The sequence below is a fragment of the Sphingobium sp. AS12 genome, from assembly GCF_019097845.1.
GTDB lineage: Bacteria > Pseudomonadota > Alphaproteobacteria > Sphingomonadales > Sphingomonadaceae > Sphingobium.
Map to the genome: position 1 here is coordinate 29,867 of NZ_JAHRGM010000024.1, position 22,417 is coordinate 52,283.

Annotated in this window: 22 protein-coding genes; 16 read left to right on the forward strand and 6 right to left on the reverse strand. The window is 66.1% G+C overall.

The genetic code is table 11. From position 1 onward, the window contains the following. The first annotated feature begins 10 nt into the window (after nucleotides 1-10). Nucleotides 11-1,138 (forward strand): glutamate 5-kinase, encoded by a 1,128-nt coding sequence (gene proB, locus KRZ98_RS09005; RefSeq protein WP_217673234.1) that lies wholly within the window; start codon nucleotides 11-13, stop codon nucleotides 1,136-1,138. Nucleotides 1,139-1,142: 4 nt separating this feature from the next. Beyond that, nucleotides 1,143-2,057: an NAD(P)-dependent oxidoreductase gene (locus KRZ98_RS09010; RefSeq protein WP_217673235.1), complete on the forward strand. Its 915-nt coding sequence runs from the start codon at nucleotides 1,143-1,145 to the stop codon at nucleotides 2,055-2,057. A 111-nt stretch (nucleotides 2,058-2,168) separates the two neighbouring features. Here KRZ98_RS09010 and KRZ98_RS09015 read toward each other — a convergent pair whose 3' ends face one another. Further along, on the reverse strand, nucleotides 2,169-2,681 hold the full coding sequence (locus KRZ98_RS09015; protein WP_217673236.1) for a CvpA family protein: 513 nt from the start codon (nucleotides 2,679-2,681) through the stop codon (nucleotides 2,169-2,171). Between the two features lie 11 nt (nucleotides 2,682-2,692). Then, complete coding sequence (radA, locus tag KRZ98_RS09020) at nucleotides 2,693-4,060, reverse strand: DNA repair protein RadA (protein ID WP_217673672.1); 1,368 nt, start codon at nucleotides 4,058-4,060, stop codon at nucleotides 2,693-2,695. A gap of 89 nt (nucleotides 4,061-4,149) precedes the next feature. On the opposite strand from radA, the gene KRZ98_RS09025 reads away from it, so the two are divergent. The 3 genes from KRZ98_RS09025 to KRZ98_RS09035 are packed head-to-tail and all read left to right on the forward strand — an operon-like array spanning nucleotide 4,150 to nucleotide 7,721. After that, a complete protein-coding gene (locus KRZ98_RS09025; protein WP_217673237.1) occupies nucleotides 4,150-4,845 on the forward strand; it encodes an endonuclease/exonuclease/phosphatase family protein in 696 nt (231 codons plus the stop codon). A gap of 42 nt (nucleotides 4,846-4,887) precedes the next feature. After that, complete coding sequence (locus KRZ98_RS09030; protein ID WP_217673238.1) at nucleotides 4,888-7,221, forward strand: patatin-like protein; 2,334 nt, start codon at nucleotides 4,888-4,890, stop codon at nucleotides 7,219-7,221. A 29-nt stretch (nucleotides 7,222-7,250) separates the two neighbouring features. Beyond that, on the forward strand, nucleotides 7,251-7,721 hold the full coding sequence (locus KRZ98_RS09035; protein ID WP_217673673.1) for a hypothetical protein: 471 nt from the start codon (nucleotides 7,251-7,253) through the stop codon (nucleotides 7,719-7,721). A 118-nt stretch (nucleotides 7,722-7,839) separates the two neighbouring features. Here KRZ98_RS09035 and KRZ98_RS09040 read toward each other — a convergent pair whose 3' ends face one another. Then, nucleotides 7,840-8,127 carry a 4a-hydroxytetrahydrobiopterin dehydratase gene (locus tag KRZ98_RS09040; protein ID WP_217673239.1) on the reverse strand — a complete coding sequence of 96 codons (288 nt, stop codon included), beginning with the start codon at nucleotides 8,125-8,127 and terminating at the stop codon, nucleotides 7,840-7,842. 40 nt (nucleotides 8,128-8,167) lie between these two features. Here KRZ98_RS09040 and KRZ98_RS09045 point away from each other — a divergent pair, with 40 nt between their 5' ends. The 4 genes from KRZ98_RS09045 to KRZ98_RS09060 all read left to right on the forward strand — a co-directional run bounded on the left by KRZ98_RS09045 (nucleotide 8,168) and on the right by KRZ98_RS09060 (nucleotide 10,914). Continuing rightward, nucleotides 8,168-8,575, forward strand: a complete 408-nt coding sequence (locus KRZ98_RS09045) for a metallopeptidase family protein (protein WP_217673240.1) — start codon at nucleotides 8,168-8,170, stop codon at nucleotides 8,573-8,575. After that, nucleotides 8,572-9,183 carry a heme ABC exporter ATP-binding protein CcmA gene (gene ccmA, locus KRZ98_RS09050; RefSeq protein WP_217673241.1) on the forward strand — a complete coding sequence of 204 codons (612 nt, stop codon included), beginning with the start codon at nucleotides 8,572-8,574 and terminating at the stop codon, nucleotides 9,181-9,183. Before KRZ98_RS09045 ends, ccmA begins: the two co-directional genes overlap by 4 nt. After that, nucleotides 9,180-9,827, forward strand: a complete 648-nt coding sequence (locus tag KRZ98_RS09055) for a heme exporter protein CcmB (protein WP_217673242.1) — start codon at nucleotides 9,180-9,182, stop codon at nucleotides 9,825-9,827. The genes ccmA and KRZ98_RS09055 overlap by 4 nt, the downstream gene beginning before the upstream one ends. A gap of 193 nt (nucleotides 9,828-10,020) precedes the next feature. Further along, nucleotides 10,021-10,914, forward strand: coding sequence for a DMT family transporter (locus KRZ98_RS09060; protein WP_217673243.1), 894 nt, complete (start codon nucleotides 10,021-10,023; stop codon nucleotides 10,912-10,914). On the opposite strand, the gene KRZ98_RS09065 is transcribed toward KRZ98_RS09060, so the two are convergent. After that, nucleotides 10,911-11,195: a chorismate mutase gene (locus KRZ98_RS09065; protein WP_217673244.1), complete on the reverse strand. Its 285-nt coding sequence runs from the start codon at nucleotides 11,193-11,195 to the stop codon at nucleotides 10,911-10,913. The two genes, KRZ98_RS09060 and KRZ98_RS09065, sit on opposite strands and share 4 nt — an antisense overlap. A gap of 97 nt (nucleotides 11,196-11,292) precedes the next feature. Between KRZ98_RS09065 and KRZ98_RS09070 the strand changes: the two genes are divergently transcribed. Together KRZ98_RS09070 and KRZ98_RS09075 are read left to right on the forward strand one after the other, a co-directional pair. Beyond that, nucleotides 11,293-12,321: a polyprenyl synthetase family protein gene (locus KRZ98_RS09070; RefSeq protein WP_217673245.1), complete on the forward strand. Its 1,029-nt coding sequence runs from the start codon at nucleotides 11,293-11,295 to the stop codon at nucleotides 12,319-12,321. 135 nt (nucleotides 12,322-12,456) lie between these two features. Beyond that, complete coding sequence (locus KRZ98_RS09075; RefSeq protein WP_217673246.1) at nucleotides 12,457-13,236, forward strand: TSUP family transporter; 780 nt, start codon at nucleotides 12,457-12,459, stop codon at nucleotides 13,234-13,236. Here KRZ98_RS09075 and KRZ98_RS09080 read toward each other — a convergent pair. Further along, nucleotides 13,221-14,846: an ATP-binding protein gene (locus KRZ98_RS09080; protein WP_217673247.1), complete on the reverse strand. Its 1,626-nt coding sequence runs from the start codon at nucleotides 14,844-14,846 to the stop codon at nucleotides 13,221-13,223. The genes KRZ98_RS09075 and KRZ98_RS09080 overlap by 16 nt on opposite strands. Nucleotides 14,847-14,997: 151 nt before the next feature. On the opposite strand from KRZ98_RS09080, the gene hrpB reads away from it, so the two are divergent. The 5 genes from hrpB (at nucleotide 14,998) to KRZ98_RS09105 (ending at nucleotide 21,562) form a co-directional block, all read left to right on the forward strand. After that, nucleotides 14,998-17,451, forward strand: coding sequence for an ATP-dependent helicase HrpB (hrpB, locus tag KRZ98_RS09085; protein ID WP_217673248.1), 2,454 nt, complete (start codon nucleotides 14,998-15,000; stop codon nucleotides 17,449-17,451). Between the two features lie 55 nt (nucleotides 17,452-17,506). Further along, nucleotides 17,507-17,785, forward strand: a complete 279-nt coding sequence (locus tag KRZ98_RS09090; protein WP_217673249.1) for an ETC complex I subunit — start codon at nucleotides 17,507-17,509, stop codon at nucleotides 17,783-17,785. A gap of 118 nt (nucleotides 17,786-17,903) precedes the next feature. Beyond that, nucleotides 17,904-18,149, forward strand: coding sequence for an acyl carrier protein (locus KRZ98_RS09095; RefSeq protein WP_217673250.1), 246 nt, complete (start codon nucleotides 17,904-17,906; stop codon nucleotides 18,147-18,149). A gap of 135 nt (nucleotides 18,150-18,284) precedes the next feature. Beyond that, a complete protein-coding gene (locus KRZ98_RS09100) occupies nucleotides 18,285-19,517 on the forward strand; it encodes an aminotransferase class I/II-fold pyridoxal phosphate-dependent enzyme (RefSeq protein WP_217673251.1) in 1,233 nt (410 codons plus the stop codon). A gap of 53 nt (nucleotides 19,518-19,570) precedes the next feature. Further along, nucleotides 19,571-21,562 (forward strand): ATP-binding protein, encoded by a 1,992-nt coding sequence (locus tag KRZ98_RS09105; protein WP_217673252.1) that lies wholly within the window; start codon nucleotides 19,571-19,573, stop codon nucleotides 21,560-21,562. On the opposite strand, the gene KRZ98_RS09110 is transcribed toward KRZ98_RS09105, so the two are convergent. After that, a complete protein-coding gene (locus KRZ98_RS09110; protein ID WP_217673253.1) occupies nucleotides 21,519-22,394 on the reverse strand; it encodes a hypothetical protein in 876 nt (291 codons plus the stop codon). The genes KRZ98_RS09105 and KRZ98_RS09110 overlap by 44 nt on opposite strands. Nucleotides 22,395-22,417 lie beyond the last annotated feature (23 nt).

The following is a 22,417-nucleotide window of genomic DNA, read 5'->3' on the forward strand; positions in this document are numbered from 1 at the left end:
GGACTAGTCTATGACCCCCCTCTCCGGTTTCCCCCCCACCCTTATCCGCCGTCTGGTGATCAAGATCGGCTCTGCCCTGCTGGTCGATCCGGCAGGGCAGGTGCGGGTGGACTGGTTGCGCACGCTGGTGGCCGATGTCGCGGCGCGGAAGGTCGCAGGACAGCAGGTCATCATCGTGTCGTCGGGCGCGATCGCGCTGGGCGCGCGGCGGCTGAAACTGCCCAAGGGTGGGCGCGGGAGCCTGGAGGATGCGCAGGCGGCGGCAGCGACCGGGCAGATCGCCCTGTCGCAATGCTGGGCCAGCCTGCTCGACGAACAGGGCATTGTCGCTGCACAAATGCTGGTGACGCTCGATGATCTGGAAAATCGCCGCCGTTACCTCAATGCCTCGGCCACGCTAGAACGGCTGATGGCGCTGGGCGTCGTGCCCGTGGTGAACGAGAATGACAGCGTAGCGACTGCCGAAATCCGCTTTGGCGATAATGATCGGCTGGCGGCGCGTATCGGACAGGCGGCACGGGCTGACGCAGTTGTCCTGCTGTCGGACGTGGACGGGCTTTACACCGCCAACCCGCACGTCGATGCGGACGCCATGCTGATCGAAACAATAGAGCGCATTGATGCGCGAATCGCCGCCATGGCCGACGGCGGCTCCGCGTCCGGCATGGGATCGGGCGGCATGACCTCCAAGATCGAGGCGGCGAAGATCGCGACCGGCGCGGGTGCGCATCTGGCCATCATTTCGGGCAAGGTGGATGCGCCGCTGTCGCACTGGGCGGGCGGCGGCAAGGGGTCGATCTTCCTCGCCGCACCCGCCAAGCGCGCGCGCAAGGGCTGGCTGGCCGGGCGGCTGACGGTGCGCGGGCGGATCATCGTGGATACGGGCGCGGAACGGGCGCTGGGCAAGGGCAACAGCCTGTTGCCCGCCGGGGTCGCCAGCGTGGAAGGGGTGTTTGCGCGGGGTGATGTGGTCGATATCGTGACCCCTGATGGCCGGGTGATCGCGCGTGGCCTGTCCGAATATGACAGCGAGGAAGCGGCGCGGATCGCGGGCAAGCGCAGCGAGGATATCGCCACGCTGCTCGGCCACCTGCCCCGTTCCGTATTGGTCCATCGCGACCATATGGCGATGGTCTGACACCATGGCTTTGCGGATGGCTATAACCGGCGCGACGGGTTTCGTCGGTACAGAGACGTTGGATCAGGCGCTTGCCAGCGGGCATCATGTCACCGCGCTGACCCGAAAGGCGCAGCCGCCGCGCGCGCGGCTGAAATGGGTGCCGGGGTCGCTGGACGATGCGGCGAGCCTGGATACGCTGGTGCGCGACGCCGATGTCGTGGTGCATATAGCGGGCGTGGTGAATGCGCCCGATCGCGATGCGTTCGAGGCGGGCAATGCGCGCGGGACCATCGCGGTGATCGACGCGATGCGCAAACGCGGTGTGCGCCGGCTGGTGCATGTGTCGTCGCTGGCCGCGCGCGAACCGGACCTGTCCGATTATGGCTGGTCGAAGGCATTGGCCGAACGCCATGTGAAAGCCAGCGGGCTGGACTGGACGATCGTGCGACCACCGGCGATTTACGGGCCGAACGACCGGGAAATGCTGGAACTGTTCCGCATGGCCAAGCGCGGCATCATGATGCTGCCGCCGGGCGGGCGGCTTTCGGTGATCGAGGTTGGCGATCTGGCGCGGTTGCTGCTGGTGCTGGCCGGTGAGCGGGAGATCAGCCTGACCCGCATCTATGAGGCGGATGACGGCACGGTCGGCGGCTGGGATCATAGGGATTTCGGCGCGGCGATCGGCCGGGCCATGGGACGAGCGGTGCGGACGCTGGCGACACCGGCGTGGCTGCTGGGCGTCGCCGCGCGGACCGACCGGATGATCCGGGGCAAAGGCGCGAAGCTGACACCCGACCGGGTCGATTATTTCTGCCACCCCGACTGGGTCGCCGCGACCGGGGCGCATGTGCCGAAACAGTTGTGGATGCCGCAGGTGCCGACTGAGGCGGGATTGAAGGCGACGGCGGAGGCGTATCGGGCGAAGGGTTGGGTGTGACTTCACCGTCATGCCAGCGAAGGCTGGCATCTCCCTTCTTGCGTCGCTGAAGAAAAGTGAGATCCCAGCATTAGCTTCGCTGCCCTTCGGGTCGCTGGGATGACGGGACTATTAATCTGCCGCCACCTTCTTCGCCCGCTGTTCCGCCAGAAATTCACTGATCGCCTGTCCGCTGGCGTTGAGCAACGGGAAGGTGCGCGCGTCGGACAGCCAGTCGGGGCGGCGCCCGCCGCTGCCATACATGGTGTCATAGACCAGACTGAAGGCGAGGAAGATCAGCGTCGCGCCGATCAGTCCCTTGACCGCGCCGAAGCCGCCGCCCAGCACACGATCGACCGGACCCAGCACCGACTGGCGCGTGCGGCGACCGATGGCGTGCGCGACCATCTTGCCCGCGGCGAAAGTGACGCCGAACACCAGCACCAGCGCCAGCACCGCCGCACCGCTCCTCGTGCCGACAAAGGCGCTGAGCAAATCGGTCGCGGACGCATGGAACAGGCGGATCGCAAAGATCGCCAGCACCCAGGCCATCAGCGAGAGGGTTTCCAGCACGAAACCGCGCAGCAGGCCCAGCACGGCGCAACCGCCAATGGCGAGCAGGACGAGAATATCGACGGCGTTCATCGCCAGCGTGGCTATCCCCTGCCCAGCATCTGGTCAACCAGCCCTGCAAGCGTGCGGAAACCATTGACCGCAATCCCCTTCACTCCGTCGGCGGCGGCCGCCGGGATGAAGGCGCGATTGAAGCCCAGCTTGGCCGATTCGCGCAGCCGCAGCGGCGCATGGGCGACGGGCCGGATTTCGCTCGACAGCGCGATTTCGCCGAAAAGTACGACATCGGCGGGCACCGGCTTTTCCGACAGGGCCGACACCAAAGCCGCCGCGACGGCCAGATCCGCCGCAGGGTCCGACAGGCGATAACCGCCCGCGACGTTCAGATAGACTTCGCAGGTCGAAAAGCTCAGGCCGCAACGCGATTCCAGCACCGCCAGCACCATCGCCAGCCGCCCGCTGTCCCAGCCGACCACCGCCCGGCGCGGCGTCGCCCCGCTCGACAGGCGCACGACCAGCGCCTGTATCTCGACCAGCACGGGCCGCGTCCCTTCCAGCGCGGGGAACACCGTCGCGCCAGTCACGCTTTCGTCGCGATGGGTCAGGAACAAAGCGGACGGGTTGGAGACTTCCTCCAGTCCCTCTGCCACCATCGCGAACACGCCAATCTCGTCGGTGCCGCCAAAGCGGTTCTTGATCGCGCGCAGGATGCGATATTGGTGGCTGCGTTCGCCCTCGAACGCCAGTACCGTGTCGACCATATGTTCCAGCACGCGCGGCCCGGCGATGCTGCCATCCTTGGTGACATGGCCGACCAGTACCAGCGCGGTGTTGCGCTGCTTGGCGAAGCGGATGAGTTCCTGGGACGAGGCGCGCACCTGACTGACCGTGCCGGGCGCACCCTCGATCAGGTCGCTATGCATCGTCTGGATCGAATCGATGATGAGCAGGGCGGGCGGCTCCCCCTCCCCCAGCGTGGTCAAAATATCCCGCACCGACGTGGCGCTCGCCAGCATCACCGGCGCACTGCCCAATCCAAGCCGCTGTGCCCGCAACCGCACCTGATCGGTCGCTTCCTCACCGCTGATATAGACGACCGACAACCCGCGCGCCGCGACCCGTGCCGCTGCCTGCAACAGCAATGTCGATTTGCCGATACCCGGATCGCCGCCGATCAGCGTCGCCGATCCCGCCACGATCCCGCCGCCCAGCGCCCGGTCGAACTCGGCAATGCCGGTGCTGGTGCGCGGCGGCAGCTCGATCTTGCTGTCCAGCCCGATGAGCGTGATCGCCCGCCCGCCAGCGTGCAGATCATGCCGCGCGGAAAAGGCGGTTTCCGGCGCTTCCTCGACAATGCTGTTCCACTCGCCGCAATCCTCGCACTGCCCCTGCCACCGTGCCGCCACGGTGCCACATTGCTGACAGACGAATTTACGCTTTGCCTTGGCCATGGCGAAGATATGCCGATCAAGCGCGAACATTGCAAGAACATCTGGCGACACACTGGAAACATCGCCACGGCTCAGGCATTGAGGCGGCGATGAGAACAATCCGCGTTGCCAGCTACAATATCCGCAAGGCCATCGGCACCGACCGGCGGCGGATGCCCGAACGGGTGCTGGAGGTGCTGGCGGAGGTGGATGCTGACATCATCGCCCTGCAGGAGGCCGACCGGCGCTTTGGCGTGCGATCCGCCGCCATCCCGCCCGCGCTGATGGAGCGACTGAGCGACTACAAGCCGGTGCCGCTCAATGTGCAGATCGATTCGATGGGCTGGCACGGCAATGCGCTGCTGGTGCGCAAGGCCGCGCAGATCGACATGAGCGATGTGCTGCACCTCCCCTATCTGGAACCGCGCGGCGCGACCATGGCGGAAGTGACGCTGGGTGGCCTGTCGCTGCGCGTGTTCGGGATGCATCTGGACCTGTCGGGCCTTTGGCGGCGGCGGCAGGCGGCAGCGGTGATCCACGCAGCGGCGCAGGGCGCGGCGATGCCGACTGTGCTGATGGGCGACCTAAACGAATGGAGCGCCAATCGCGGTTGCCTGGCGGACTTTGCCCATCATTATAGTTTCGCGCCATGCGGCCGCAGTTTCCATGCGCGCCGTCCGGTGGCCCGGCTCGACCGGATCATGCATTGCGCCCGCCTGACGCTGACCGACTGCGGCGTCCATGACAGCGCATCGTCGCGCAAGGCGTCTGATCATCTTCCGATCTGGGCCGATTTCCGCGCCTGACAGCCCCTCGACAAGCCGCCCTCGCTCTGCGACGTTCAGGCCATGAAGGAGAGGGAACTCAGGCTCGGTCTGGTCTGCTATGGCGGCATCAGCCTGGCGATCTACATGCATGGCATCACCAAGGAGGTGTGGCGATTGGCGCGCGCCAGTCGCGCCTTCCATGATGGCGTACCGCCGACCACGGGCAGCGAAGCCATTTATCACAAGCTGCTGGCGGATATGGAGGCGGCGAGCGGGGTGCGGCTGCGCGTGTTGCCGGACATTATCGCCGGGGCCAGCGCGGGCGGGATCAACGGCATCTTTCTGGCGCAGGCAATCGAGACCGGCCAGTCGCTCGAACCGCTGACCGACCTGTGGCTCGACAATGCCGATGTCGATAGCCTGCTCGACCCCGACGCCCGCCCCGCCCGCGCGCTCACCAAATTCTGGGCAACGCCGCTCGTCTGGATGGCAGCGCGGCGACCGGGTGACGCGGTGGAGCGCACCGTAGCACCGGACACGCGCGAGGAAGTGCGGATGAAACTCTCCCGCTTCATCCGCTCCCGTTGGTTCGAGCCACCCTTTGGCGGAGAGATTTTCACCACCCTCATCCTCGACGCGTTCGACGCCATGGCCGCCAGCGAGCGCGGCCCGGTGCTGCTGCCCGACGGCCATCCGCTCGACCTGTTCGTCACCGTCACCGATTTTGAAGGCCATCCGCAAAGCCTGACCCTCAACAGCCCGCCCCAGGTGATCGAGACCGAGCATCGCCTGTCGATCGGCTTCCGGGCGCGGGGCCGGGGGACGCGCGATTTTGCCGATACCGCCGAACTGGTGTTCGCCGCGCGCGCCACCGCCAGCTTCCCCGGCGCCTTCCCGCCCTTCACCGTGCGCGAACTGGACCGGGTGTTGAAGCGCCGCCATCGCAACTGGCCGACACGCGACGCGTTTCTGGCCCGCGCCCTGCCCCGTCACTGGGCACGTGGCACGGCAGAGGACGCGGTGCTGATCGACGGATCGGTGCTGGCCAATGCGCCTTTCGCACAGGCGATCGGTGCGCTGCGCAACCGGCCGTCCCGGCGGGAGGTTGACCGGCGCTTCGTCTATATCGATCCCAAGCCCGGCCATCGCACCATCCAGCTCAACCGCCATGGTGATCAGGTCGCGGTGCCGACCGGCGAGGATGCGCCGCTGCCCGGCTTCTTTCGCACCATCTTCGGCGCTTTGAGCGATATTCCGCGCGAACAGCCGATCCGCGACAATCTGGAGGCGATCGACCGCCATTCCGCACGTATCCGCCGGATGCGTCGCATATTGAACGCGCTGCGTCCCGGTATCGAGGCGGAGGTGGAAGGGGCCATCGGCGGGATGCTGTTCCTCGACCGCCCGACCCCTGCCCGCCTGTCGGCCTGGCGCGCCAAGGCGCAGCAGCGCGCGGCCAGTTCCGCCGGCTTCGCCTTCCCCGCTTATGGTCATCTCAAACTGTCAGGCATCGTCGAATCGCTCGCCACCCTCTTGTTCCGCCTGTCGGGGGAGGACAGCCGGATGCTGCGCGAAACCTATCGCGCCGCGATCTGGGCGCAGGTGCGCAAGGATGGTGCGGACCAGCTGAACGACAGCGGCGGGTCAGGCTCCGCCCCCGTCACCTTCTTCCGCACCCATGATCTGGCCTTCCGCATCCGTCGCCTGCGCTTTCTGGCCCGGCATCTGGCCGACACGCTGGAAAGCGACGGCGCGGCGGAGGATGAAGCCGTGCTGGCGATGCATGACGCCATCTACCGTGCGCTGGCCCTTTATGCCGCGTGCGAGGAAAGCGATTTTCATAGGGCGACCGTGCTGGCCGCCGCGCGCAACGTGCCGGGCGACGCCGCCGCCGCGCTGGAGGCGGTGGCGCAGGACCGTGACCTGCGGGCGCGAGATGATGGCGCGGACCTGATCCTCGCCGAAGCTTTTGCCGCCCTGCCCAAGGCAGGCCGCCGCTCCATGCTGCTCGCCTATCTCGGCTTCCCTTTCTACGACATCGCCACCCTACCGTTGCTTCAGGGTGACACTATGGATGAATATGATCCGGTGAAGGTTGACCGGATTTCGCCCGAAGATTGCGCTGCGATCCGGCCCGGTGGCGCAGCGGCTACGCTCAAAGGCATAGAATTCAATAATTTCGGCGCTTTCTTTAGCAGGGTCTATCGGGAAAATGACTATTTGTGGGGTCGCCTGCACGGGGTCGAGCGGCTGCTGGACATCGTGATTTCGGCCATGCCCGCCGCAAGCCGCCTTTCCCCCGACGCGCTGCGGGACTATAGGCGGGCGGCTTTTCTGGCGATCCTGGACGAAGAAGAGTCGCGGCTGCCCCATGTCGCGGACCTGATCGCCAGCTTGCGGGAGGAAATCGGGTGAGCAGGCGGTCAAGGCTGGTTCCGATGTGCATGATGCTGGCGCTGGTCGCGGGCTGCGGGGACTCGTCGCCGCAGGTTGCCCAGACCGACCCCAGCCCTGCCAAGCCCGCAGCCATTGTGGCTACCCCCGCCCCCGTCCAGCCGCAGCCCGAACCAGTAGCCATGCCAACGCCCAAAGCCGGTCCCGTGGTCACCGTCCGCGCCCAGCCCGCGCCCTGGCATTCGCTCGACCTGCCCCCGTCCGACGTCGCTGCCAGCGCCGACCCTTTCCCGCGCGAAGTGACCCGGTTCATGGTCGCGCGCGACAGTTGCGACCATTTCCGGGGCGAGGAACCCTATGACGCGGAACGCCGCGCCTATATCGAGGAAAATGTCGCGGAACTGTGCCACGGGTCCGACGCGACCCTGGCCATGCTCCGCCGCCGCTACGCCACCGACCCCGCCGTTACCGCCGCGCTGCACAGCTATGAGGACCGGATCGAGGGGCGGGAGGAGGAGTAGGGACTCCCCTCACCCGTTCGCCCTGAGCGAAGTCGAAGGGCAAGCCTGAACGCAGTGAAGGCACTTCGCTTCGCTCAGCGGAAGGCTTCGACTTCGCTCAGCCCGAACGGTGCAGCTATTACAACAACCCTTCCACCTGATGCGCCAGATCAATGTCCCGTTGCGACAGCCCGCCCGCGTCATGCGTAGTCAGGACCACGTCCACCCGGTTATAGACGTTGCTCCACTCAGGATGGTGGTCCGCTTTCTCCGCCACTATCGCCACCCGCGTCATGAAGCCGAACGCCGCGACGAAATCGGGGAAGGTGAAGCGGCGCGATATACCGTCGGGGTCGGCCACGACCGTCCATTCGGGCAGGTTGGCCAGCGCCAGCGCGCGCGCCTCATCGCTCAGCTTCTCGATCATGTCCCTATCCTCTGAAAATAGTTTCGCCTATGTGGCAGCCATGTCGCATAACGGTCAACCGCCCCGCTTCGCTCCCACCGCGCAGGATATTGAGGCGCTGGCGCTCGAAGCACTCGCGCGCCTGCCCGCACCATTTACCGACCATCTGCACAATGTCGTCCTGTTCGTGGAGGAGTTTGCCGACGCGCAAGTCCTGAAAGAGATGGAGATTGACGACCCGTTCGGCCTGACCGGCCTTTATACCGGCCGTCCTGTCGGACAAGAGGCGCAGACCGGGGATGCGCCGCCCACCGTCCACCTGTTCCGCCGCCCGCTGCTTGACGAATGGGTCGAAACCGGGGTGCCGCTGGACGCGCTGATCACCCATGTCGTCGTCCATGAAATCGGCCATCATTTCGGCCTGTCCGACCTCGACATGCATGTGCTGGAGGATATGGTCGCGCCATGAGCGGGGCGGGGCTGCATCTGTCCGATGTCGCCTGCCTGCGCGGCGGCCGGATGCTGTTCCGGGGCGTCAGCCTGTCGCTCAATGCAGGCGCCAGCGCATTGCTGACCGGACCCAATGGCGTCGGCAAGTCCAGCCTGCTGCGGCTATGCGCCGGGCTGCTCCCCGCCTTTTCCGGCACGATCAAGCGTACGGGCGCGGTCGCGCTGGCCGATGAGCGGCTGGCGCTCGACAGCGAATTACCGCTCGCCCGCGCGCTCGATTTCTGGGCGCGACTGGACGACAGCGCCGATGGCGCGGTCGCCGCAGCGCTCAACGCCATGACGCTTGCCCCGCTGGCCGATGTGCCGGTGCGGATGCTTTCGACCGGGCAGCGCAAGCGGGCGATGCTGGCGCGGGTCATCGCCAGCGGTGCGCCGATCTGGCTGCTGGACGAGCCGGGCAACGGCCTCGACACCGCCTCGCTTGATCTGCTGGGCGCAGCCGTCGCCGCGCATCTGGCAGCTGGCGGTATCGTCGTCACCGCCTCGCACCAGCCGCTCCCGCTCGGCGCACCGGTCACCCTCTCGCTGACCGACCATCTGCCCGACCCGGCGGAGTGGGACGCATGAGGATGCTCTGGCTCCTCGCCTCGCGCGATCTGGGTGCCGCCTGGCGGTCGTCGGGCCTATGGCTGCCGATCGCCTTCCTGCTGCTGGTCGCCAGCCTCTATCCCTTTGCGGTCGGGCCGGACCTGACCTTGCTACGCCGCACCGGTGGCGGGATGTTGTGGATCGCCGCGCTGCTCGCCAGCCTGTTGCCGGTCGACCGTCTGATCGCACCGGATCGCGACGCAGGCGTGCTGGACCAGATCGCGCTGCGCGGCATAAGCGATGAAATGGTCGTGCTGGCCCGGCTGATCGCTCATTGGCTGGGCTTTGGCCCGCCCTTGATGCTCGCCACCCTGCCTGCCGCGGCTTTGCTCAAGCTGGATGGCGGCACTATCTGGATGCTGGAGGCAGGGCTTCTGGTCGGCACCCCGGCGCTGGCCGCGCTCGGCCTGCTGGTCGCGACGCTAACGGCGGGCCTGCGGTCTAGCGGCGCACTGGCGGGGTTGCTGGCCCTGCCACTGGCAGTGCCGCTGCTGATCTTTGGCGCAGGCACGCTGGGCGATGGCAGCGGAGCAGCGCTCAAATACCTGGCCGCCGCCTCGCTCCTGCTGGTGGCGATCACGCCCTTTGCTGGCGGGGCTGCGATACGGGCGGGGCGGGAGTGAGCTCCGGCGCACTGCAACCCAAGCTCCGTTCGCCCTGAGCCTGTCGAAGGGCTGTACTTCTTCTTCTCGCAAGGAAGGGCGGGGCTTCGACAGGCTCAGCCCGAACGGGTGAGGAGAAATGCCCTTAGCCGAAGCCCCTCCCAATCCCTTCCGCCACTCGACATCGCGCTGCGCCTGCGCCAAAGCCGCGGCCATGCTTGCTTTTGCTGCCTCCGCCCTGTTCGTCCTCATCTGGTCCACCGGCTTCATCGTCGCCCGCGCGGTGGTGCCGCATGGTGCGCCCGAACTGGTGCTGGCGATACGCCTGACGCTGGTGGCGCTGCTGCTTTGCGGCGCGGCGCTGTTTGCGCGGCAAGGCTTTCCGCGCGGGCGCAGGCTCGTCCTGCATCTGGTCGCAGGGGCGATGCTGCATGGCGTTTATCTGACGGTCAGCTGGTGGGCGGTCAGTCGGGGAATGCCCGCCGGGGTCATGGCGCTGCTGGGATCGCTCCAGCCGCTGATGGTCGCGGTCGCCAGCGTCGTCCTGCTGGGCGACCGGCTGCCGCCCCGCACCTGGGCGGGGCTTGCCATCGCGATCATGGGCGTCACCTGCGTCCTGCTACCCGCCATCGCCCGCAGCGGCACCGGCTCCATCACCGTGGGCCTGGCGATCGCAGGCATCATCGCGATCATCGCCATGACCGGCGGCACGCTGATCCAGCGCGGGGGACTGTCGGACGATCCGATTCTCGTGTCGGGCGGAGTCCAGAATATCGGCGGCGCACTGGTCGCGATCGCCGCGACGCTGATCGTGGGCGAATGGCGCTGGGACAATGATCCGTTGCTGTGGGCGGCGCTCGGCTGGTCCGTCCTTGGCCTGTCAGCGGCGGGGCTGAGCCTGCTGGTCTGGCTGGTGCGGCATCAGGGGCCAACCGCCATGTCGATGCTGCTGCTGCTCGTACCGCCGCTCGCCGCGATCGAGGCCTGGCTGCTCTTTGGCGAACGGCTTGGCCCGGTGCAACTGATCGGCTTTGCGCTGGCACTGGGCGGGGTATTGCTCGGTCGATCAGCCCCCGCGAAAGAAGCCGACCTGACCGAACCGGCCTAGCCCTCCCGCAACCTTTCATGGTGGCGGATCACCTCATCGATGATGAAGCGCAGGAATTTTTCGGTGAAATCGGGGTCCAGATTGGCGTCGAGCGCCAGCTGGCGCAGCCGGGCGACCTGCCGCTCCTCCCGCCCCGGATCGGCGGGGGGCAGCGCATGGGTCGCCTTATATTCGCCCACCGCCTGCGTCACCTTGAACCGCTCGGCCAGCATGAACACCAGCGCCGCGTCGATATTGTCGATGCTCTCGCGATAGCGCTGCAATGTGTCGGTCACGTCCATCCTCCGCTCAATCGGCGCGCTTTTTGCGCCATATGGCCTTTCAGGCAAGCTATTCCCGCTTGCCATCTGCATTTTGCCCCGCCAAGGGACGCAGGTCATGACAGCACCCGCCCCCGGTAACGTCCACCCCATCGGCCGCGCGAAAGCCGCGCCGTCGCTGGCTCCCATCATGAATCTGGTCGCCGACGGCATGAACCAGGTCAATGCCGTGATTCTGGACCGGATGCAGTCGCGCATTCCGCTGATCCCCGAACTGGCCGGCCATCTGATCGCGGGCGGCGGCAAGAGGCTGCGGCCGATGCTGACATTGGCCTGCGCCGATCTGGTCGGCTATGCCGGGTCGCGCCATTTCAAGCTGGCCGCTGCGGTAGAATTCATCCACACCGCCACGCTGCTGCATGACGATGTCGTCGATGGCTCCGGCCTGCGCCGGGGGCGAAAGACCGCCAATATCATCTGGGGCAACAGCGCCAGCGTGCTGGTGGGTGACTTCCTCTTCTCCCGCTCGTTCGAGCTGATGGTCGAGGCGGAGTCGCTCAAAGTCCTCAAAATCCTGGCCAATGCCTCTGCCGTGATTGCGGAGGGCGAGGTCAACCAACTGACCGCCCAGCGCAAGATCGACACCAGCGAGGACCAGTATCTCGACATTATCGGCGCCAAGACCGCTGCGCTCTTCGCCGCCGCCTGCCGCATCTCCGCCGTGGTCGCCGACCGCGACGAGCGGGAGGAACAGGCGCTCGACGTCTATGGCCGCAACCTCGGCATCGCCTTTCAGCTGATCGACGACGCAATCGATTATGAATCGGACGGCGCGACCATGGGCAAGGATGCGGGCGACGATTTCCGCGATGGCAAGGTGACGCTGCCCGTCATCCTCGCCTATGCTCGTGGCAGTGACGAGGATCGCGCCTTCTGGAAGGCGGCGATTGCCGGCCACAAGATTGGCGACGATGATCTGGCCCACGCCACCGCCCTGCTGCGCCGCACCGGCGCGATCGCCGACACGCTCGCCCGCGCCCGCCATTACGGCCAGCGCGCAATCGACGCGCTCGGCATGTTCGACAATGGCAAAGCGAAGGCCGCGCTGACCGAAGCCGTCGAATTCGCAACGATCCGCGCTTATTGAGGATTTGGGTCTGCGTTTCGTCTGACCCATAAACGCCGTTCGCCCTGAGCAAAGTCTAAAGAGCGTTCTTCTGAGAAAGTATAAGGCTTTGACAGGCTCAGCCCGAACGGGATGAGGTGGCGGGCCGAAGCAGCCATGATCCTGCCCCCCGAAACCCTCGCATTCCTGATGGCCGCCGCATTGATGGCGGGCTGTATCGACGCGATGGCGGGCGGGGGTGGCCTGATCACCCTGCCCGCGCTGATGGCCGCAGGTATCCCGCCGGTGCAGGCGGTCGCGACCAACAAGTTGCAAAGCTGCTTTGGCACTTTCGGCGCCTGTATTGCCTATGCCCGGCGCGGGCATATGGACCTTAAAACCTACAAAGGCCCGGTGATCGCCGCCTTTATCGGATCGGTCGGCGGCGCCTGGCTGCTCCAGCGGGTCGATCCGTCGATCCTGGCCGGGCTGATGCCTGCATTGCTCATCACCATTGCCGCCTATTTCACTTTCTCGCCAAAACTGGGCGAGGCCGACCGACACGCCCGCGTCGGCATTGCTGCGCTCAGCGGCCTGATCGGCGTCATCGGCTTCTACGACGGCTTTTTCGGCCCCGGTGCGGGCGCTTTCTACACCACCATCTTCCTGGCCTTGGGCGGCCTCTCCATCCTGCGCGCCACCGCCCAGACAAAGGCCGCCAATTTCGCCAGCAATATCGCGGGCCTGCTCACCATGGTCGCGGGCGGCCATGTGCTGTGGATCGCGGGCCTCACCATGGCGATCGGCAGCGTCATTGGTGGTCAGATCGGCTCGCACCTTGCCATGCGGTTCGGCTCCCGGCTGATCAAGCCGCTGCTGATCATCATGTCGCTGGCGCTGACCGCCAAGATGCTGATCGATCCCAAAAATCCGATCCACATCTATCTGTTCGGCTGATCGTCCGGCTGGAGCAGCCCAGCCACCCGGCGGCGCAATTCTTCGACCGCGAAGGGCTTGGTCAGCACTTCCATGCCATGTTCGATATGGCCGTGGTTCAGCACGGCATTTTCGGCATAGCCGGTCACGAACAATATCCGCAGGTCCGGCCGCAGCGCCCGCGCCGCATCCGCCACCTGCCGCCCGTTCAGCCCGCCCGGCAGGCCAACGTCAGTGACCAGCAGGTCCACCCGCGTCCGCGATTCCAGGATTTTAAGGCCCGACGGCCCGTCGCCCGCCTCGACGCAGGCATAGCCCAGATCGGTCAGGGCATCGACCATCAACATGCGGACCGATGGTTCGTCGTCGATAACCAGTACGGTTTCGCCCGCTTCCGCCTCGAATGTGGCGTCCGGGGCGACGGGTGCCTCCTCATCATCCTCGCCGCGATGGCGGGGCAGATAGACGCATACCATCGTCCCCTGCCCGATTTCGGAATAGATGCGGACATGGCCGTGGCTCTGCCGGGCAAAGCCATAGACCATCGACAGGCCAAGCCCGGTCCCCTGCCCCACCGGCTTGGTCGTGAAGAAGGGATCGAACACGCGATCGAGGATCGCCTTGTCGATCCCGGTCCCGGTATCGCTGACGCACACGGTCACATATTGGCCGGGCGTCAGCCCATGGTCGCGCGCGGTGCGATCGTCCAGCCAGCGATTGGCGGTCTCTATCGTGATCTTGCCGCCGTCCGGCATGGCGTCGCGCGCATTGATGCACAGGTTGAGCAGCGCATTTTCCAGCTGGTTGGCATCGACCAGCGCAGGCCATAGTCCGCCCGCCGCGATCGTCTGCACCTCGATCTGCGGCCCGACGGTGCGGCGCACCAGTTCGGTGAAATCGGTGAACAGCCGGTTGATGACGGTCGGCTTGGGGGTCAGCGTCTGGCGGCGGGAGAAAGCGAGCAACCGATGGGTCAGCGCGGCGGCGCGGCGGGTCGCGCCCTGCCCGGCGGCCAGATAGCGTTCGACATCGGCGGTGCGCCCTTCGGCCAGCCGCAGCCCGATCATCTCAAACGCGCCGGAAATCCCGGCCAGCAAATTGTTGAAATCATGGGCAAGGCCGCCGGTCAGCTGGCCAACCGCCTCCATCTTCTGCGCCTGTCGCAGCGCGGCCTCGGCCTCCTCCTGCTCGGCCAGCGCCTGCGCGATCCGCGCCTCCAGCGTTTCGTTGAGCTGGCGGACTTCGTTTTCGATGCGGATGCGGTCGGTCACATCCTTGAACAGGACTGCAACCTGCTTGTCCTCGAACGCGCCAACGCGGAAGGAGGAAATGTCGAGATAGCGGCCGGTCGCGACCAGTTCGCGCTGGAAGCGGATCGGTTCGCCCGTGTGTAATACGCGGCCATACAGTTCGACCCAGCCATCGGCCTCGTCAGGCACCATTTCGCGCAATTTCTGGCCAACGACATTGGGGATGCCAGCATTGCGTTCGTATGCGGCGTTCGCCTCGATATGGATATAGTCGCTTAACGGCCCGTGCGGCCCATCGAAAAATTCGATGATGCAAAAGCCTTCGTCCATCGTTTCAAACAGCGTGCGATAGCGTTCCGCATCTTCTGTAAATGCCGACATGCCCCGATCGTCCCCCTGATCTTCCATATGGTGGCGCAGGGGTTGGAATGCCTGCCTGCCGCGCGAACGCCTGGAATGGCGATTCTTTCCCATGGCCGTGCATTTTTCGTTCCGCTTGCGGTTTGGCGGGATTGGCGCGAGAGGATGGGCGATGACAGCCCTGCCCATCCATGCCGTCCTGCCCGACCTGCTTGCCGCGCTGCGCACCGGCAGCAACGCCGTGCTGGTCGCGCCGCCGGGGGCGGGCAAGACAACGGCGGTCGCGCCAGCCCTGCTGGACGAACCATGGTGCAGCGGCCAGGTGCTGCTGCTCTCCCCCCGCCGTCTCGCCGCCCGCGCCGCTGCCGAGCGGATCGCCGAGATGCTGGGCGAACAGCCCGGCGGCACGGTCGGCTATGCCACCCGGATGGATAGCAAGATGTCCGCGCGCACCCGGCTGCTCGTCCTGACCGAGGGCATATTCGTGCGGCGGATTCAGGACGACCCGGAACTGGCGGGCGTGTCGGCGGTGCTGTTCGACGAAGTGCATGAGCGCAGCCTGGACAGCGATTTTGGGCTGGCGCTGGCGCTCGACGCGCAGGAGGGGTTGCGCCCCGACCTGCGCATCGTTCCGATGTCGGCGACGCTGGACGGCGCGCGCTTCGCCGCCTTGCTGGGTGATGCGCCGGTCATCGAAAGTGAGGGGCGCATCCAGCCGCTCGAAGTGCGCCATATCGGCCGCCATGCAGAGCGCAGGATCGAGGATGAAATGGCCGCCGCCATCCGCCGCGCGATCAGCGAGGAAGCGCAAGGCGACCTGCTCGCCTTCCTGCCCGGCGTGCGCGAGATTGAGCGGACGGCGGAGCGGATCGAGGGCGGTCCCTATGAGGTCCATCTGCTCCATGGATCGCTCGATCCCGCGGCCCAGCGCGCCGCGATCCGGCCAGCGCGCTCGGGCGCGCGCAAGATCATATTGGCGACCAGCATTGCCGAAACCAGCCTGACGATCGACGGCGTGCGGATCGTGGTCGATAGCGGGCTGGCGCGGCGACCCCGCTATGACCGGGCGGCGGGCGTCACCCGGCTGGTCACCGAACGCGCCAGTCAGGCGTCGGCGACCCAGCGCGCAGGCCGCGCCGCCCGCCAGCGGCCCGGCGTCGCCTATCGCCTGTGGGAAGCCGCCGCCAGCGCGGGAATGCCGCCCTTCGATCCACCGGAAATTTTGGAAAGCGACCTCTCCAGCCTGCTGCTCGACTGCGCGCTCTGGGGCGTGAGCGATCCGGCGACGCTGCGCTGGCTGGACATGCCGCCCGCTGCGGCGGTGGCGGAGGCGCGCACCCGGCTGATGGCGCTGGAGGCGCTGGATAGCGACGAGCGCATCACCCCGCATGGCAAGGCGCTGGCCAAACTGCCGCTCAGTCCGCGCATCGCCCATATGCTGGTGCGCGCGGGCGAGATGGGTCTGGCGCAGACCGCCGCCGAAATCGCCGTGCTGCTGGGCGAACGCGGCATTGGCGGCCAAGACACCGACCTGACACTGCGCCTGCAACGCTGGCGGCGCGAAGGCGGCAAACGCGCGGACGCCGGACGCGCGCTCGCGAAACGGTGGTCAGGACTTGTTGTTCCCCCTCCCGCAAGCAGGAGGGGGCCAGGGGGTAGACCTTCTGTCGGCCTCTGCCTCGCCCTCGCCTTCCCCGACCGCGTATCCAAACGCCGCTCCGCCGACGGCGCGGACTGGGCGAGCGTGGGCGGGCGCGGCTTCCGGCTTGATCCCCTCTCCCCATTAGCCCGTGAGGAATGGCTGGCCGTGGGCGAGGTGCAGGGCAGCGCAGCAGGCGCACGCATCCTGTCGGCCGCACCGATCAGCGAGGCGGACGTGCTGGCGCTGTTCCCCGACCGGATCATGACCAACCGCACTGTCCGTTTCCGCCCGGCCAATGGCGGGATAGAGGCGCTGCGGGAACGGCGGCTGGGCGCGGTGCGCCTGTCGTCCGGCTCCGACGACCGGCCAGATCCGGCGGCGGTGGTTGCGGCATTGCTGGACGGCGTGCGGCAGGGCGGCCTTGACCTGCTCCCTTGGTCGGAGGCCGCACAATCGCTGCGAATGCGCGCCGATTTTGCGGGGGTCGAGGCGCTGTCCGACGCAGCATTGATGGCCAGCCTCTACGACTGGCTCCCGCCGCTTCTGGCGGGCAAACGCCGCCTGTCGGACATCGACCGGTCGCAACTGTCGGGCGTGCTGGATGGGCTGATCGGCTGGGACGGCAAGCAGCAGGTTGACCGACTCGCCCCGCCCGATTTCCGCTCCCCCGCAGGCAGTAGCCACGCGATCGACTATATGGCCGATGGCGGACCGCGCGTCGAACTGCGGGTGCAGGCGCTTTATGGCCTCGCCGAGCATCCGACCGTGGGGAGCGCGCGCATCCCGCTCATCCTCTCGCTCACCTCGCCCGCTGGCCGCCCGATCCAGACGACGCGCGACCTGCCCGGCTTCTGGGTCGGGAACTGGCGCGACGTCGCCAAGGAAATGCGCGGTCGCTATCCCCGCCATCCCTGGCCCGACGATCCGGCCGCCGCCCCGCCCACGCTGCGCACCAAGCGCGCGGACGCCCGCAGCCGCTCTTGACTTCACGCGGGACGCTGGTGCAACGCAGCATCACGATTTACCGGAGTCTTTCGCGATGAATGCGCGCATTTACCAGATCCAGAAGAACGCCCTGCAATCGGGCAAGGCGCTGACCCACAAATGGGTGCTGGAATATGCCCCGGCCGAAGCCAAGCAGGCCGATCCGCTGACCGGCTGGGCTGGCTCTGGCGACACGCAACAGCAGCTCAAGCTCAGCTTCCCCTCGCAGGAAGCCGCCATTGCCTATGCGCAAAAGCAGGGCGTGGCCTATACCGTCATCGCGACCCCGCCCAAGACGCTGAAATTGCAGGCCTACGCCGACAATTTCCGGTAAAGGCGCAAAGCACCGCGCAAATTCGGGCGCGATCCTGCCCGATTGCCGCCTTATTCGCTTGCCATAGGGCAGGGCGAGGCGGCAAAAGCCGTGCTTTACGGAAAGACAGAAGCAAAAGATGACGGATCGCACCGAAATTTTCGACAGCGTCACCGCGCAGGTCGCCCCTTTCAATAAAAAGGGCGTCGCGCTGACCGAAACCACCACCTTTGCCGGCGATCTGGAATGGGACAGCCTGACCGTGATGGATTTCGTCGCTGCGATCGAGGATGAATTCGACATCCTGATCACCATGAACATGCAGGCCGAGATCGAAACGGTCGGCCAGCTGGTGGATGCCGTCGCGAAGCTGAAGGCCGCGTAAATAGGAACAACGTCCGTTCGCCCTGAGCGAAGTCGAAGGGCGCTGCTGAGCGAAGGCGAAGCATGGAGCCTCGGCTCCGCTCGGCAAAGGGCTTCGACTTCGCTCAGCCCGAACGGTTTTAGGACCATGGATATTATGACCGACACCGCCATCGCCGCCGAAACCCGCGACCTATTGTCCAAATTCGATCCCCTGATCGCCGAGCGCCAGGCGCTGCTGGACACGGGCGTGCGCGATCCTTTCTCGATCGTGATGGATCAGGTGCTCTCGCCCACGCGCGCGATCATCAAGGGCAAGGAAACGATCCTGCTCGGCACCTATAATTATATGGGCATGACCTTCGACCCGGACGTGGTCGCGGCGGGCAAGAAGGCGCTCGACGAATTTGGCGCTGGCACCACCGGCAGCCGCGTTCTCAACGGCACCTATCAGGGCCATCGCGAGGTCGAGGATGCGCTGAAGGAATTTTACGGCACATCATCCGCCATGGTCTTTTCGACCGGTTATCAGGCCAATCTGGGCGTGATTTCGACGCTGGCGGGGCGCGGCGACTATGTCGTGCTGGACGCCGACAGCCACGCCTCCATCTATGATGGCTGCTTCCTGGGTGACGCAGAAATCGTCCGCTTCCGCCACAATAGCGTCGAGGATCTGGACAAGCGCCTTGGCCGCCTGCCCGCCGACGCGCTCAAGCTGGTCGTGCTGGAAGGCGTCTATTCGATGCTGGGCGATATCGCCCCCCTGCCCGATATGGTCGCGGCGGTGCGCAAGCATCAGAATTGCATGATCCTGGTCGATGAAGCCCATGGCATGGGCTTTTTCGGTCCCAATGGCCGCGGCGTCTATGAGGAACAGGGCGTCGAGAAGGACGTCGATTTCGTCGTCGGCACCTTCTCCAAATCGGTCGGCACGGTCGGCGGCTTCTGCGTCTCCAACCATCCCAAGTTCGAGATCATGCGCCTGGTCTGCCGACCCTATGTGTTCACCGCCTCGCTGCCGCCCAGCGTGGTCGCGACCGCCGCGACCAGCATCCGCAAGCTGATGCATGCAGGCCAAAAGCGCGCCCATCTGTGGAAGAACAGCCAGCGGCTGCACAAGGGGCTGACCGATCTTGGCTTCACGCTGGGGACCAAGACGCCGCAATCGGCGATCATCGCGGTGATACTGACCGATCAGGCCCAGGCGGTTGCGATCTGGCAGACGCTGCTGGAACTGGGGCTCTACGTCAACATGGCCCGCCCGCCAGCAACCCCTGCCGGCACCTTCCTGCTGCGCTGTTCGCTCTGCGCGGACCATAGCGACGAACAGGTCGAACAGATTATCGGCATGTTCGAGGTTGCGGGCAAAGCGACAGGGGCTATCGCCTGATCCCTGCCCTTTGACCGGCGATGTTTCGCTGCTATCAGCTATGATAAAGGGCCATGGCAGACAGCGATTTCATAGATGATCGGGAACAGGGCTGGCGCGTGGCGATGCGGCGCCTGTTGCCGTTCCTGCTCGGCATCCTGCTGATCGGATCGCTTGGCGCGCTTCTCTATAGTGCCAGCAACGCTGCGCGTGATCATCAGCAGGCGCTGGCCGAACAGCAGCGCAGCTTCGAGATTATTGCCCTCGCCCGCGCGTTCGAGGCGCAGACCGCCCGCGCCGAAGTGACGCTGGCCCGCTATGTCATCGGCCTGAATCCCGACACTGGCCGTTTGTTTCAGGACCAGTGGCGCACCGCCGGCGCGCAGTTGAAGGCGCTGGGCTATGCGACACGCGGTACCGGCTGGCAGCGCGGCAATGTCGAGGCGTTGCAACATGCCTATATGGCGCGCGGCAAGACGCTGAACGAAATCGGTCTGCGCACCACCTATGACCAGAAAATGGCCGCACTGGGCCGCTTTCATGAAGCCGGGACGTCGCGCGACCTTAAACGCATCACCGCTTTGCTCGACCGGGTGATCCAGGCGGAAAATCTGCGCCTGCGCGAACGCAGCCTGGCGGTGACGCTGGCGGGGGATCGTACCGAATGGATGGGGCAGACATCGCGCCTGCTGGGGCTGGCGATGCTGGTGTGCGTCCTGTTCGCCGCCTGGTTCGCCCATGTCGCCTATAGCGACCGCCGCAACGCGCGGCGACTGGCGGAGGCGGAGGCCGAGCGCGCCGACCGGCTGGACCTGGCGGTGCGCACACGGACCGCGGAACTGACCGACGCTTATGAAAGGCTGAAACAGGAATCGATCGAACGCGAGGCGGCGGAGGAAAATCTGCGCCAGATGCACAAGATGGACGCGGTGGGTCAGCTGACCGGTGGTATCGCCCATGATTTCAACAATATGCTGGCCGTCGTTGTCGGCGGGCTGGAACTGGCAAAGCGCAATATTCGGTTGAAACCGCAGGAAGCATCCCGCCATCTCGACAATGCGATGGAGGGGGCCAATCGCGCGTCGGCCCTCACCCGCCGCCTGCTCGCCTTCGCCCGGTCCGAACCTTTACTGCCCAGCGCGGTCGATCCCGATGCGCTGGTGTCGGGCATGGCGGACCTGATCGACCGCACCATCGGCGACCAGATTATCGTAGCCCTGGCGCCCAAGGCGCAGGGCTGGCGCATCTTCGTCGATCAGCACCAGATGGAAAATGCGATCCTGAACCTGTGCGTCAACGCGCGCGACGCGATGGACGGGCGCGGGCGGCTGACCATCGGCACCGGACAGGCGGTGCTGGCGGCAGGCGAAGTGGGCGATTGCGTGGCGGGCGATTATGTCGTGCTGACCGTCGCCGACGATGGCTGCGGCATGAGCGCGGAGGTGCTGGCGCGCGTGTTCGAGCCGTTTTTCACCACCAAGCCGGTCGGCAAGGGCACCGGCCTTGGCCTCAGCCAGATTTTCGGCTTCGTGCGCCAGTGCGAGGGCGAAATCCGCATCGAATCCGAACCCGACAAAGGTACCAGCGTCCATATCTACCTGCCCCGCCGCATGGGGAGCGCAGCGGACGATGCGGTCGATGCGGTATCACCCGCGCGCGTCGCAACGCTCCATCCGCCCACGCGCATATTGGTGGTGGAGGATGATCCGCGCGTGCTGAACCAGACGATGGCGGCGCTGGCGGAGCTGGGCCACCTGCCCATCGCCTGCGACCATCCGTCCAAGGCCGCCAAGCTGCTGGCCAATAATGGCGATATTGGCCTGATCATGAGCGACGTGCTGATGCCCGACCTCACCGGCCCGGAAATGATCCGCGCGCTGCCCGCCCAATATCGCCATCTGCCGGTGTTGTTCGTGACCGGCTATGCCGGGGACGCGACCGCCAGCGCCGATTTTGTCGGCCATGAAGTGCTGCGCAAACCCTATACGCTGATGGCGCTGGCCAATGCGCTGTCGAGCGCGCTCAGCGGATCGAACCAGAGCGGAACAGTCGCGGCAGCAGAGTGAGCGCGCCCAGCAGCGGCCAGCGCCGCTGCCAGGGCTTGATGACGATCGCCGTCCCGGCATGACGGTTGATCTTCCACGCCAGATAGTCGATCCCGCCCGCATAGGTGAAGCTCGCCTTGGCCAGCCGCACCACCGACAGCCACTTGCCACGCCGTTGCAGTGCACGCCAACACCGCGCCGCCTGATCGGGCGAGGGCGGCAGGCCATCGGCCAGCGCCGCCTCGCCAAAACGGCGATAGCGATCCGGGTCAGCATCGACGATCGATAGCGACCGCCCCTTGCGCTCAGCGCGCAATTCGGCCCCATAGGTCAGGGTGAAGCCTTGCTTCCACAAGGACAGCGCATCCTGCCCTTCCGCCATCGGCCGGGCCAGCGAAAGCAAGGTCGGTGCGGCCTGCGCGACAGCAGCGATAGCATGTTCGCGCGCATCCTCATCCGCCACCCACAACAACCGTGACGGCTGGGCAAAGCGCGCCCAGACTGACACATTGTCCGCCGCCGGACTGCACAGCCGGGCGAAATCCGCCTCCGACAACACCGCATATTTGGCGATCAAACCATTATGTTCAAATGGAAAGACATTGGGCGGGATCAACCGATTGGCCCGCGTCAGCCAGCTTTTGCCATAGGCGGCGCGATAGTCCGACACGATCAGATAGAAATCGAGCATCAACCCGTCGAGATTGGCCTCCCGCAAGCAAGAGCCATAAAACAACAACGCCCGCGCCGCTGACGGATATTTCGCCGCCAACGCGCCCGCCATCGCCGCCGCGCGCGGATCGGCGGGCTGGAGCAGCTCGGCGGTGACCAAGGGGAGGAGAGATTGAGGCATCGGTCCTTCATGCACGCCGTGTT